The 12,901-nt window shown below is 68.4% G+C and carries 10 protein-coding genes and 1 riboswitch; of the genes, 6 read left to right on the top strand and 4 right to left on the bottom strand.

The genetic code is table 11. The features are described from left to right. Positions 1-138: 138 nt before the first annotated feature. Entirely contained in the window at positions 139-1,476 is a 1,338-nt protein-coding gene (locus tag BRW65_RS21440; protein WP_073878049.1) for a sugar porter family MFS transporter, read from the top strand. Beyond that, on the top strand, positions 1,467-2,600 hold the full coding sequence (gene nagA, locus BRW65_RS21435) for an N-acetylglucosamine-6-phosphate deacetylase (protein WP_073878047.1): 1,134 nt from the start codon (positions 1,467-1,469) through the stop codon (positions 2,598-2,600). The genes BRW65_RS21440 and nagA overlap by 10 nt, the downstream gene beginning before the upstream one ends. On the opposite strand, the gene yhjD is transcribed toward nagA, so the two are convergent. Both yhjD and trpS read right to left on the bottom strand, forming a co-directional pair. After that, on the bottom strand, positions 2,597-3,625 hold the full coding sequence (yhjD, locus tag BRW65_RS21430; protein ID WP_073878045.1) for an inner membrane protein YhjD: 1,029 nt from the start codon (positions 3,623-3,625) through the stop codon (positions 2,597-2,599). The two genes, nagA and yhjD, sit on opposite strands and share 4 nt — an antisense overlap. Before the next feature lie 7 nt (positions 3,626-3,632). Continuing rightward, positions 3,633-4,652: a tryptophan--tRNA ligase gene (trpS, locus tag BRW65_RS21425; protein WP_073878043.1), complete on the bottom strand. Its 1,020-nt coding sequence runs from the start codon at positions 4,650-4,652 to the stop codon at positions 3,633-3,635. A gap of 262 nt (positions 4,653-4,914) precedes the next feature. Between trpS and BRW65_RS21420 the strand changes: the two genes are divergently transcribed. Further along, positions 4,915-5,712, top strand: coding sequence for an alpha/beta fold hydrolase (locus BRW65_RS21420; protein ID WP_073878150.1), 798 nt, complete (start codon positions 4,915-4,917; stop codon positions 5,710-5,712). On the opposite strand, the gene BRW65_RS21415 is transcribed toward BRW65_RS21420, so the two are convergent. Both BRW65_RS21415 and BRW65_RS21410 read right to left on the bottom strand, forming a co-directional pair. Next, positions 5,705-6,931, bottom strand: coding sequence for an NADP-dependent isocitrate dehydrogenase (locus BRW65_RS21415; RefSeq protein ID WP_073878041.1), 1,227 nt, complete (start codon positions 6,929-6,931; stop codon positions 5,705-5,707). The two genes, BRW65_RS21420 and BRW65_RS21415, sit on opposite strands and share 8 nt — an antisense overlap. Before the next feature lie 32 nt (positions 6,932-6,963). After that, positions 6,964-9,201, bottom strand: coding sequence for an NADP-dependent isocitrate dehydrogenase (locus tag BRW65_RS21410; protein WP_073878039.1), 2,238 nt, complete (start codon positions 9,199-9,201; stop codon positions 6,964-6,966). Positions 9,202-9,348: 147 nt separating this feature from the next. Then, a riboswitch (SAM riboswitch) is annotated at positions 9,349-9,465 on the top strand. 165 nt (positions 9,466-9,630) lie between these two features. Between BRW65_RS21410 and BRW65_RS21405 the strand changes: the two genes are divergently transcribed. From BRW65_RS21405 to BRW65_RS21395, 3 genes are read left to right on the top strand one after another with little or no spacing between them, the layout of a single operon-like run. Then, positions 9,631-11,010, top strand: coding sequence for a bifunctional o-acetylhomoserine/o-acetylserine sulfhydrylase (locus tag BRW65_RS21405; protein ID WP_073878037.1), 1,380 nt, complete (start codon positions 9,631-9,633; stop codon positions 11,008-11,010). An 11-nt stretch (positions 11,011-11,021) separates the two neighbouring features. Next, positions 11,022-12,149: a homoserine O-acetyltransferase MetX gene (gene metX / locus BRW65_RS21400; protein WP_073878035.1), complete on the top strand. Its 1,128-nt coding sequence runs from the start codon at positions 11,022-11,024 to the stop codon at positions 12,147-12,149. Continuing rightward, on the top strand, positions 12,146-12,880 hold the full coding sequence (locus BRW65_RS21395) for a class I SAM-dependent methyltransferase (protein WP_073878148.1): 735 nt from the start codon (positions 12,146-12,148) through the stop codon (positions 12,878-12,880). The genes metX and BRW65_RS21395 overlap by 4 nt, the downstream gene beginning before the upstream one ends. Positions 12,881-12,901 lie beyond the last annotated feature (21 nt).

Raw genomic sequence — 12,901 nt, 5'->3', positions numbered from 1 at the left:
AGAATGTAGATCCGGTCAAGGGTGGGAAACATCCACCGATCGGACGCCGCGGGTGGAATTGCGGGTCCCCCGATCGGGGGACAAAACGCCCGGTGAGCACTCGGGAAGCGCTGGGAGCGCGACACTAAACTCACCCAGATGACCAACGCCCGGCGCGGCCTCCTGGTCGCGTCGACGGCCGCGAGCGTCGGCCTCGTCTACGGCTACGACCTGTCCATCATCGCCGGCGCGCAGCTCTACGTCACCGAGGACTTCGGGCTGTCCACGCGGCAACAGGAACTGCTGACGACGATGGTCGTGATCGGGCAGATCGCCGGGGCGCTCGGCGCGGGCGTGCTGGCGAACGCGATCGGGCGGAAGAAGTCGGTGGTGCTGCTGCTGGTGGCCTACGCGGCGTTCGCTCTCCTGGGCGCGCTGTCGGTGTCCCTGCCGATGCTGTTGACGGCCCGGCTCCTGCTGGGCCTGACGCTGGGCGTGGCGGTGGTGGTGGTGCCGGTGTACGTGGCGGAGTCCGCCCCGACCGCGGTGCGTGGCTCGCTGCTGACGGCCTATCAGCTGGCCATCGTCAGCGGTCTCATCGTCGGCTACCTGACCGGCTACCTGCTCGCCGGGTCGCACAGCTGGCGCTGGATGCTGGGCCTGGCCGCCGTGCCCGCGATCGCGTTGCTGCCGTTGCTGATTCGCGCGCCCGACACGGCGCGGTGGTACGTGCTCAAGGGCCGGCTCGACGAGGCCCGCCGGGCGCTGCTGCGCGTCGAGCCCACCGCCCAGGTGGACGAGGAACTCGCCGAGATCGGCCGCGCGCTGAACGAGGGGGGCGGCGGCTGGTCGGAGATGCTGCGGCCGCCGTATTCGCGCGCCACCGCCTTCGTCATCACGCTCGGCTTTCTCATCCAGATCACCGGCATCAACGCGATCATCTATTACAGCCCACGGATCTTCCAGGCCATGGGCTTTACCGGGAACTTCGCGCTGCTGGCGCTGCCCGCCCTGGTTCAGGTCGCCGGCCTGGCGGCCGTGGGCGTGTCGCTGCTGCTGGTCGACCGGCTGGGCCGGCGCCCGATCCTGTTGTCCGGCATCGCCATGATGATCGCCGCCGACGTCGTGCTGATGGCCGTGTTCGGGCGGGGCATCGGCGGCGCGGTCCTCGGATTCGCCGGCATCGTGCTGTTCATCATCGGCTACACGATGGGCTTCGGCTCCCTGGGCTGGGTGTACGCCAGCGAGAGCTTCCCGTCCCGGCTGCGGTCCATCGGATCGAGCACGATGCTCACCTCGAACCTGGTGGCCAACGCGATCATCGCCGCCGTCTTCCTCACCATGCTGCATTCCCTGGGCGGCGCGGGGACTTTCGCGGTGTTCGCGTCCCTGGCGGCGGTCGCGTTCGTCGTCGTCTACCGGTACGCGCCGGAGACCAAGGGGCGCCGGCTCGAGGAGATCCGGCACTTCTGGGAAAACGGCGGCCGATGGGACTGATCGCCGCGGGCACGATGGTGCTCGACGGGTGGGTCCGCCGGCCGGGATGGCTTGAGACGGACGGGCCGCGGATCGTGGGTTGCGGCGCCGGGTCGCCACCCCGCCCGGCCGACGCGAACTTCCCCGACGGCACCGTGGTGCCCGGCTTCATCGACATGCACGTGCACGGCGGCGGCGGGGCGTCCTACACCGACGGCCCGACCGACGGAGGCGCCATCGCCGGTGCGGCGGAATTCCACCTGCGGCACGGCACCACGACGACACTCGCCAGCCTGGTCACCGCCTCGCCGGCGGAGTTGCTCGCCGGCGTGCGCGCGCTCGCCGAAGCCGCCCGGCAGGGCACCGTCGCGGGCATCCACCTGGAGGGGCCGTGGCTGAGCCGGGCCCGTTGCGGGGCGCACGACCCCGCCCACCTGCGCGCCCCGGATCCGGCCGAGATCGACGCCGTGCTGGCCGCGGGCGGCGGCGCGATCCGGATGGTAACGCTGGCCCCCGAGCTGCCCGGCGCCGACGATGCGGTCCGGCGCTTTCGCGACGCCGGAGTCGTTGTGGCGCTGGGGCATACCGACGCCACCTACGAGCAGGCAGAACACGCCATCGCGCTCGGCGCCACGGTCGGCACCCACCTGTTCAACGCGATGCCGCCGCTGCACCACCGCGAGCCCGGCCCGGCGCTCGCCCTGCTCCGCCACCCGAACGTGACCGTCGAGCTGATCGCCGACGGCGTGCACGTGCACCCGTCCGTCGTGGGCGCGGTCCTCGCGGCCGCCGGGCCCGACCGGGTCGCGGTGGTCACCGACGCCATCGCCGCGGCGGGCCGCGTGGACGGGGCGTTTCGCCTCGGCGCGGTGGCCGTCGACGTCGTCTCCGGGGTGTCACGGGTGCGCGGGACGTCGACGATCGCGGGCAGCACCGCCACGATGGACCGGCTCTTTCGCAACGTCAACGCCGACGCGGGGCTGGCCGCCGCGGCGCTGACGACCTCGGGGACCCCGGCGCGGGCGCTCGGCCTCGAGCGGGTCGGCCGCCTGCGCGCCGGTTATGACGCGAATCTTGTTGTGCTGGACGGTGATCTGCGGGTGGCGGCGGTCATGGTCGCCGGCCGTTGGCGGGCGGCCGGCTAACGCGGCCGCCGCGTTAGGCGCGAAAGAGCCAGCGCCCCAACGGCTCCCATCGCCATCGCGGTCAGCGTCTGACGCGTGCCGATCCCGTCGTCGTGTTGCACACGCGGGGCGATGATCGCGGGCGGGGGCGGCGCGACGTGACGGGTGCGCGGCTGACCGGAGGCCGTCGCCGCCCACGCCGTGCAGAAGAGCACGAGATAGGAGGTGATGTAGGCGAACACCATCAGACCCAGCACCGGCCCGAAGGTCGCGCCCGCGGGGCTGCGCAACACCACCCGCAGGTACAGCGATCCCACCTGCTTGAAAAGCTCGAACCCGACCGCCGCCATCAACGCGGCGCGCATCGAATCGGCCAGGCTGACCTTCTCGCGCGGCAGCCGGGCGATCATCCATGCGAACAGCAACCACGACACCGCCGTCGAGATCACGATCGACAGCAGCCAGAAGAACCAGTCGAACACCACCAGTTGCGGTATGCCAAGCCATTTGAGCAACGCCGCCAACGGTGCGTCATGGCCGATGGTGGTCAGACCGACGGTGGCCATGATCACCGCGAACGTCCCCAGCATGGCCAACAGATCGGACAACTTGTTGTGCACGAAGCCCGGTGACTCGATGCGCTCCTCCCACCACATCTCGGTCAACGCCTGCCGCAGGTGCGATATCCAGCCCAGACCCGCCCAGACCGCGGTGGCCAGGCCGATGACACCCACCGACGCCCGCGCGGCGATCGCGGAGTTCATCAAGTCCAGCAGCTGGTCCCCCAGCGCGCCCGTGACCTGGGACCGGATGTGGCCGTCGATCGTCTTCAGCAGCTCCGGCCGCCGGGCCAGGATGAACCCGAAGGCCGCGAAACCGACCATCAGCAAAGGGAATAACGCGAAGATCGTGTAATAGGTGAGGCCGGCCGCGAAGAACCCGCCGTTGCGGTCGTCGAAGCGCTGGTAGGCGCGGATGACGTGGTCGAGCCAGCCGTGCCGGGCCCGCAGCCGGTCGAGGATGCCTGCCTTGGCCGGCTCGCCCATGATGAACTCATCCTCGCTGCGGAAGGAACCCCAGCCGATCGTAGACCCGCCTAACGGTTTTGCCGGCGACATCCTCGGCGCGCTGTGCCCCGGCCGCGAGCACGCCCTCCAATTCGGCTGGGTCGGCAAGCAATTCGTCGACGCGGGCCTTGATCGGGCTGACGAACTCGACGACCGCCTCGGCGGTGTCCTTCTTGAGGTCGCCGTAACCGCGTCCGGCGTAACCCTCGACGAGCGTGTCGATGCCCACCCCGGTGACCGCCGACTGGATGGTCAGCAGGTTCGACACCCCGGCCTTGGCCTCAGTGTCGAAGCGGATCTCACGCTCGCTGTCGGTGACCGCCGAGCGAATCTTCTTGGCGGAGGCGGCGGGATCGTCGAGCAGGTTGATCAGGCCGGCGTCGGTGGCCGCGGACTTGCTCATCTTCGACGTCGGGTCGGCCAGGTCGTAGATCTTGGCGGTGACCTTGGGGATCAGCAGGTCGGGCACCACGAAGGTGTCGGGGAACCGGCTGTTGAACCGCTGCGCCACGTCGCGTGCCAGCTCCAGGTGCTGGCGCTGGTCCTCCCCCACCGGAACCAGCTCGGCGTCGTAGGCCAGGACGTCGGCGGCCTGCAGCACCGGATAGGTGAACAGGCCCACGGTGGTGGAGTCGCCGCCCTGGCGGGCCGACTTGTCCTTGAATTGCGTCATCCGCGAGGCCTGCCCGAAGCCGGTGAAGCAGCCCAGCACCCAGGCCAGCTGGGAATGAGCGGGCACGTGGCTCTGCACGAAGATGGTGCTGCGCGCGGGGTCGATGCCCAGCGCCAGGTACTGGGCGGCCGTGACCAGCGTCCGGCGGCGCAGCGCCTCGGGATCCTGCGGGACGGTGATGGCGTGCAGGTCGACCACGCAGAAGAAGCACTCGTGGTCGTCCTGCAACCCGACCCACTGGGCGATGGCACCCAAGGCGTTCCCCAGATGGAGCGAATCGGAGGTGGGCTGTACGCCGGAGAAAATCCGGCCGGATCCGGTGGCGGTGCTCATGATGCACCGATCTTTTCACGCGGGCCTTGCCGGGCACGCGCCGCCGCCGAGTGTGCGGCCAGCTTCACCCTCGCCGCCGAGCGTGCGGCCAGCCGCACGCTCGCAAGCGGGCACGCGCCGCCGCCGAGTGTCCGGCCCACCGCGGGCGCTCGCTTGCGGTACCGGCGGTACCGCATTTAATGTCGGCGATATGGGGAGCAAGCGGACGAACAGCAACACGGGGACGCGACCACCGATCCACCTCGGCTCGGGCGAGCCGGTCCTGCTGCTGCACCCGTTCCTGCTGTCGCAGGCGGTCTGGGAGGACGTCGCCCGGCGGTTGGCCGACACCGGACGGTATGAGGTGTTCGCCCCGACGATGGCCGGCCACAACGGCGGGCCCTCGGCGGGAACCTGGTTCCTGTCCTCGGCGGTCCTGGCCGACCATGTGGAACAGCAGATGGACGAGCTGGGCTGGGACACCGCCCACATCGTCGGCAACTCGCTGGGCGGCTGGGTCGCGTTCGAACTCGAGCGGCGGGGGCGGGCCCGCAGCGTCATGGGCATCGCCCCCGCCGGCGGGTGGACGCGATGGAGCCCGGCGAAATTCGAGGTGATCGCCAAGTTCATCCTGGGCATTCCGCTGCTGGTGCTGGCCTGGCTGTTCGGCCCGAAGGTGATGCGCCTGCCGTTCAGCCGTCAGCTGGCCACCTACGCGATCAGCGCACGGCCCGACGGGGTCACCGACGAGCAGCTGCTCGGCTGCATCGACGACGTCGCCCACTGCCCCGCCTATTTCCAGCTGCTGGTCAAGTCGCTGCTGCTGCACGGCCTGCAGGAGCTGGCCGAAAACGCCGTCCCGGCGCACCTGGTGATCTGCGAAAAGGACCGGATCGTGCCCGCGCCCCGGTTCAGCAGGCATTTCACCACTCACCTGCCCGACGACCACCAGGTCACCGAGCTCGACGGCGTGGGGCACATCCCGATGTTCGAGGCGCCCGAGCGCGTCGCCGATCTGATCATCGCGTTCCTCGACGAGTGCAAGGCGGAGAGCCGGGGCGCCAACCCCTCGGCTAGCTGACCAGCTTCTTCTCCAGGTTCTCGGCGATCGAGTTGAGGAACTCCTCGCTCTGTTGCCAGTCCTGCTCGGGCCCGATGAGGACGGCCAGGTCCTTGGTCATCTTGCCGCTCTCGACCGTGGAGACGACCACGTCCTCGAGCGTCTGCGCGAACTCGATCACCTCGGGGGTGTCGTCCAGCTTGCCGCGGTGCTGCAACCCGCGCGTCCAGGCGAAGATCGAGGCGATCGGGTTCGTCGACGTCGGCTTGCCGGCCTGGTATTGGCGGAAGTGCCGGGTGACGGTGCCGTGCGCGGCCTCGGCCTCGACCGTCTTCCCGTCGGCGGTCATCAGCACCGACGTCATCAGCCCCAGTGATCCGTAGCCCTGCGCGACGAGGTCCGACTGGACGTCACCGTCGTAGTTCTTGCAGGCCCACACGTAGCCGCCCTCCCACTTGAGGCAGGCGGCCACCATGTCGTCGATCAGCCGGTGCTCGTAGGTCAGCCCCTCGGCCTCGAACTTGTCCTTGAACTCCTCGTCGTAGATGCGCTGGAACTCGTCCTTGAACATGCCGTCGTAGGCCTTGAGGATGGTGTTCTTCGTGGACAGGTACACCGGCCACTTGGCGTTCAGGCCGTAGGCCAGCGATGCGCGGGCGAAGTCGCGGACGGATTCCTTGAAGTTGTACATCCCCATCACGACGCCGCCGTCGTCGGGAATGGACACCACCTCGTGCACCATCGGCGCGCTGCCGTCGGACGGGGTGAACGTGATCGACACGGTGCCGGGCTTGTCGACCTTGAAGTTGGTCGCCCGGTACTGGTCACCGAACGCGTGCCGGCCGATCACGATCGGCTTGGTCCAGCCCGGCACCAGGCGCGGCACGTTGGAGATCACGATGGGCTCGCGGAAGATGGTGCCACCCAATATGTTCCGGATCGTGCCGTTGGGCGACAGCCACATCTTCTTCAGGTTGAACTCGGAGACCCGGGCCTCGTCGGGGGTGATCGTCGCGCACTTGATGCCCACACCGTGCCTCTTGATGGCGTACGCGGCGTCGATGGTCACCTGGTCGTTGGTGCGGTCGCGGTTCTCGATGCCGAGGTCGTAGTAGTCCAGGTGGATGTCCAGATGCGGCAAGATCAGCAGGTCCTTGATGAACTTCCAGATGACGCGGGTCATCTCGTCACCGTCGAGCTCTACGACCGGGCCCTTGACCTTGATCTTGTCGGTGGACATCGGTCAACTCCCTATCTCGCGGCGCTTGAAGCTTACGAGCTATGCGAAGCGTCCAGCGCTTCGTTGAATGTCTTGCTCGGCCGCATCACTGCCGTGGTCTTCTCGCGGTCCGGGTAGTAGTACCCACCGATGTCGACGGTCTCGCCCTGCGCCTTGGCGAGTTCGGCCACGATGGTGTCCTCGTTGCGGCTCAACTCGTCGGCCAGCGCGGCGAAGTGCTCGCGCAGCTCCTCGTCGTCGGATTGCGCGAGTTCGGCCGCCCAGTACAGCGCCAGGTAGAACTGGCTGCCGCGGTTGTCGAGCTCGCCGGCCTTGCGCGACGGGCTCTTGTTGTTCTCCAGCAGCTTGCCGATCGCGGCGTCCAGCGTCTTGCTGAGAATCTTGGCGCGCTGGTTGTCGGTCTTGATGCCGATGTCTTCGAAACACGCTCCCAGAGCGAGGAATTCACCGAGGGAATCCCAGCGCAGGTGGTTCTCTTCGAGCAGCTGGTGGACGTGCTTGGGCGCCGAACCGCCCGCCCCGGTCTCGTACATGCCGCCGCCGGCCATCAGCGGCACGATGGACAGCATCTTGGCGCTGGTGCCCAGCTCCAGGATGGGGAACAGGTCGGTGAGGTAGTCGCGCAGGATGTTGCCGGTCACGGCGATGGTGTCCTGCCCGCGCATCGCGCGCTCCAGCGTGTACCGCATGGCCCATACCTGCGGCATGATCTGGATCTCGAGGCCCTCGGTGTCGTGTTCCTTGAGGTAGGCCTTGACCTTCTTGCGCAGCTCGACCTCGTGCGGCCGCTCGGTGTCCAGCCAGAACACCGCCGTCATGCCCGAGTTACGCGCCCGGGTGACGGCCAGCTTGACCCAGTCCCGGATCGCCTCGTCGGTGACGACGGGCATCCGCCAGATGTCGCCGGTTTCCACGTTCTGGGTCAGCAGCACCTCGCCGGTGTCGAGGTCGACGATGTTGGCGACGCCGTCCTCGGGGATCTCGAACGTCTTGTCGTGTGAGCCGTACTCCTCGGCCTGCTGCGCCATCAAACCGACGTTGGGCACGGTGCCCATCGTCGTCGGATCGAACTGGCCGTGGGTCTTGCAGAAGTTGATGATCTCTTGGTAGATGCGGGAGAAGGTGGACTCGGGGTTGACGGCCTTGGTGTCCTTCTGCCGCCCGTCGGCGCCCCACATCTTGCCGCCCGCGCGGATCATCGCCGGCATCGACGCGTCCACGATCACGTCACTGGGGGAATGAAAGTTGGTGATGCCCTTGGCCGAATCGACCATCGCCAGCTCGGGGCGGTGTTCGTGGCAGGCGTGCAGGTCGCGGATGATCTCCTCGTGCAGCGACGCCGGCAGCGACTCGATCTTGTTGTAGAGGTCGACCAATCCGTTGTTGACGTTGACACCGAGCTCGTCGAAGAGCTCCTGGTGCTTGGCGAACGCGTCCTTGTAGAAGACCTTGACCGCGTGGCCGAACACGATGGGGTGCGAGACCTTCATCATCGTCGCCTTGACGTGCAGCGAGAACATCACGCCGGTCTCGTAGGCGTCCTGCATCTGTTCCTCGTAGAACTCGACCAGGGCCTTCTTGCTCATGAACATGGAGTCGATGACGTCGCCGTCGCGCAGCTCGACCTTTCCCTTGAGCTCGAGGGTCTTCCCGCTCTTGGTCTCCAGCACCATCTTCACGTTGCGCGCACGGTCCAGCGTCATCGACTTCTCGCCGTGGTAAAAGTCGCCCTTCCGCATGGTCGCCACGTGGGTGCGCGAGGCCGGCGACCACTCCCCCATGCTGTGCGGGTGCCGGCGCGCGTACTCCTTGACCGCCTTGGGCGCGCGGCGGTCCGAGTTGCCTTGCCGCAGAACCGGGTTGACCGCGCTGCCCAGGCACTTGCCGTAGCGGGCGCGGATTTCGGAGTCCTCGTCGGTCTTCGGGCTCTGCGGGAAGTCCGGGATCTTGTATCCCTTGCCCTGCAGCTCCTTGACGGCGGCGATCAGCTGGGGCACCGAGGCGCTGATGTTCGGCAGCTTGATGATGTTGGTGTCGGGCAGGTTCGTCAGCTCGCCCAGCTCGCCCAGGTTGTCCGGAACCCGCTGTTCTTCGGTCAGGTAGTCGGGAAACTCGGCGAGGATCCGGGCGGCCACGGAGATGTCACTGGTCTTGATCGTGATGCCCGCCGGTTCGGCGAAGGCGCGCACGATCGGCAGGAACGCGTAGGTCGCCAGCAACGGCGCCTCGTCGGTCAGTGTGTAGATGACGGTCGGCTGTTCGGCGCTCACGGTCCCTCTTCCCGGCGTCAAAATCCTCGAATATTCGGTCAGATCTCTGGGGGCTCAGCGGTCTTCCTGCCACGTTATCAAGGGCGTTTGGGCAGGTGTCGACCTGCCATTGGCATCCAGTCGGCGCAGTAAGCTAATCTTTGTATTGGTCATGAGTGCCAGCACCAAGCCCCGGCTTGCTGGCCGGCAACCCTCCAACCGCGGTGGGGTGCCCCGGGTGATGACCAGGTCTAGTAGCCACAGGCTGCGCGGCAAGCGCGGGTCCGCCATAACGGACCCCTGACTAGAGGGGAAGACGTGATGTGCACATATTCAGCTCCTTCGGATCGGCTCATGTGTCGACTCGTGTTTCGCTGCTAACCCGCGGCCGCCCAGCCGCCAGCACCCCGATACCCGATTCGCCAGCCTCGACGCAGAAAGCAAACGCACGTGAGCCCCGACAACAGCGCCACCAGCAACGACGACGCCGATCCGACCGCGAGCTGGTCGTTTGAGACCAGGCAGGTGCACGCCGGCCAGCACCCGGACCCGGCCACCAACGCCCGCGCCCTGCCGATCTACCAGACCACGTCGTACACGTTCGACGACACGACCCACGCCGCCGCCCTGTTCGGGCTCGAGGTGCCGGGCAACATCTACACCCGGATCGGCAACCCGACCACCGACGTCGTCGAGCAGCGCATCGCCGCCCTCGAGGGCGGCGTGGCCGCGCTTTTCCTGAGCTCCGGGCAGGCCGCGGAAACCTTCGCCATCCTGAACCTCGCGTGTGCCGGAGATCACATCGTCTCCAGCCCGCGGCTCTACGGCGGCACGTACAACCTGTTCCACTACTCGCTGGCCAAGCTCGGCATCGAGGTCAGCTTCGTCGACGATCCCGACGATCTGGATTCCTGGCAGGCCGCGGTGCGGCCCAACACCAAGGCGTTCTTCGGCGAGACGATCTCCAACCCGCAGATCGATCTGCTGGACATTCCCGGGGTGGCGGGCGTCGCGCACGCCAACGGGATACCCCTGATCGTCGACAACACCATCGCGACGCCTTACCTGATCCAGCCGTTCTCCCACGGCGCCGACATCGTGGTGCACTCGGCCACCAAGTACCTCGGCGGGCACGGCTCGGCGATCGCCGGCGTGATCGTCGACGGCGGCACCTTCGACTGGACGCAGGGCCGCTTCCCCGGCTTCACCACGCCCGATCCGAGCTACCACGGCGTGGTGTTCGCCGAGCTCGGGCCGCCGGCCTACGCGCTCAAGGCGCGGGTGCAGCTGCTGCGTGACCTCGGGTCGGCCGCCTCGCCGTTCAACGCGTTCCTGGTCGCCCAGGGCATCGAGACCCTGAGCCTGCGCGTCGAGCGGCACGTCGCCAACGCGCAACGCGTCGCCGAATTCCTCGAGGGTCACGACGGCGTGCTGTCGGTGAACTACGCGGGGCTGCCCAGCTCGCCGTGGCACGAGCGGGCGAAGAAGCTGGCGCCCAAGGGAACCGGCGCCGTGCTGGCCTTCGAGCTGGCCGGTGGCGTCGAGGCCGGCAAGGCGTTCGTGAACGCGCTGAAGCTGCACAGCCACGTCGCCAACATCGGCGACGTGCGCTCGCTGGTGATCCACCCGGCGTCCACCACGCACGCCCAGCTGAGCCCGCAGGAGCAGCTGGCCACCGGCGTCACCCCGGGGCTGGTGCGGCTGGCCGTCGGGATCGAGGGCATCGACGACATCCTGGCCGACCTCGAGCTCGGTTTCGCGGCGGCCCGCAAGTACGGTGCGAACGCCGAAACCTCCGGCGCCGACCCGCAAGCCGTGGCGGCGTTCTAAGGGGCCCGGGCATGACGATCTCCGACGTTCCCACCCAGGCGCTGCCCGCCGAAGGCGAGATCGGCCTGGTGCACATCGGCTCGCTGACCACCGAGAGCGGCGCGGTGATCGACGACGTGTGCATCGCCGTCCAGCGTTGGGGCGAGCTGTCGCCGACTCGCGACAACGTGGTGGTGGTGCTGCACGCGCTGACCGGCGACTCGCACATCACCGGGCCCGCCGGACCCGGTCATCCCACCGGTGGCTGGTGGGACGGGGTTGCCGGTCCGGGCGCGCCGATCGACACCGACCGCTGGTGCGCCGTGGCCACCAACGTGTTGGGCGGTTGCCGCGGCTCCACCGGGCCCAGCTCGCTGGCCCGGGACGGAAAGCCTTGGGGTTCAAGGTTTCCGATGATCACCGTGCGCGACCAGGTCGAGGCCGACATCGCCGCGCTGGCCACACTGGGAATCAACGAGGTCGCCGCGGTTGTTGGTGGGTCTATGGGCGGCGCAAGGGCTTTGGAGTGGATGGTCGGCCACCCGAGCCGGGTGCGCGCCGGGCTGCTGCTGGCGGTCGGCGCGCGCGCGACCGCGGACCAGATCGGCACCCAGACCACGCAGATCGCGGCCATCAAGGCCGACCCGAACTGGCAGGGCGGCGATTATCACGACACCGGCCGCACCCCGGATACCGGCCTGACCATCGCCCGACGCTTCGCGCACCTGACCTATCGCGGGGAGACCGAGCTCGATACCCGGTTCGGCAACGACAAGCAGGGCGGCGCGGACGGCCGCTACGCCGTGCAGAGCTACCTGGAGCATCAGGGCGACAAGCTGTTGGCCCGCTTCGATGCGGGCAGCTACGTGACCCTGACCGAGTCGCTGAACAGCCACGACGTCGGTCGTGGCCGCGGCGGGGTGCGCGCGGCCCTGACCGGTTGCCCGGTGCCGGCCGTGGTCGGTGGCATCACCTCCGACCGGCTCTACCCGCTGCGGTTGCAGGAGGAGCTAGCCGAGTTGCTGCCGGGGTGCGGCGGCCTGCAGGTCGTCGAGTCCATCTGCGGGCACGACGGCTTCCTGGTGGAATCCGAGGCGGTCGGTGAGCTGATTCGCAAGACGCTGGATCTGGCCGCCACCGAAGGCACGTGTCGGCGGTGACCCGCTCTCGCCACGACCGCTCCCTGTCGTTCGGTTCGGCGGCGGCGGCCTACGAGCGGGGACGCCCCTCCTATCCCCCGGAGGCCATCGACTGGCTGCTGCCGCGCGGCGCGCGCCAGGTGCTGGACCTGGGCGCGGGCACCGGCAAGCTGACCACCCGGCTGGTGGAACGCGGGCTGGACGTCGTCGCCGTCGACCCGATTCCCGACATGCTGGAGGTGTTGCGCTCCTCGCTGCCGGAGACCCGCGCGCTGCTGGGCACCGCCGAAGGGATTCCCCTGCCGGACAACAGCGTTGACGTTGTGCTGGTCGCGCAGGCCTGGCATTGGGTGGATCCCGAACGCGCCATCCCCGAGGTGGCCCGCGTGTTGCGGCCGGGCGGGCGGCTGGGCCTGGTGTGGAACACCCGCGACGAGCGGTTGGGCTGGGTGCGGGAGCTGGGCGAGATCATCGGCTCCGACGGTGACCGCGGCCGCTTCGACGTCACGCTGTCCGAGGCGTTCACCGAGCCGGAGCGCCACCAGGTCGAGTGGACGAATTACCTTACGCCGCAAGCCCTGATCGACCTGGTCGCGTCGCGCAGCTACTGCATCACGTCGCCGACCGAGGTCCGCACCAGGACCCTGGAGCAGGTGCGTGAGTTGCTGGCCACCCATCCGGCGCTGGCGAATTCGACGGGACTGGCGCTTCCCTACGTCACCGAGTGCATCCGCGCGACGCTGGCCGGATAACTACGCCTGGTCGCCCACCAG

The sequence above is a fragment of the Mycobacterium paraffinicum genome, assembly GCF_001907675.1.
Classification (GTDB): Bacteria; Actinomycetota; Actinomycetes; order Mycobacteriales; family Mycobacteriaceae; genus Mycobacterium; species Mycobacterium paraffinicum_A.
Note: the sequence above shows the minus strand (reverse complement) of the source record. Positions and strands in the feature narration are given on the sequence as shown.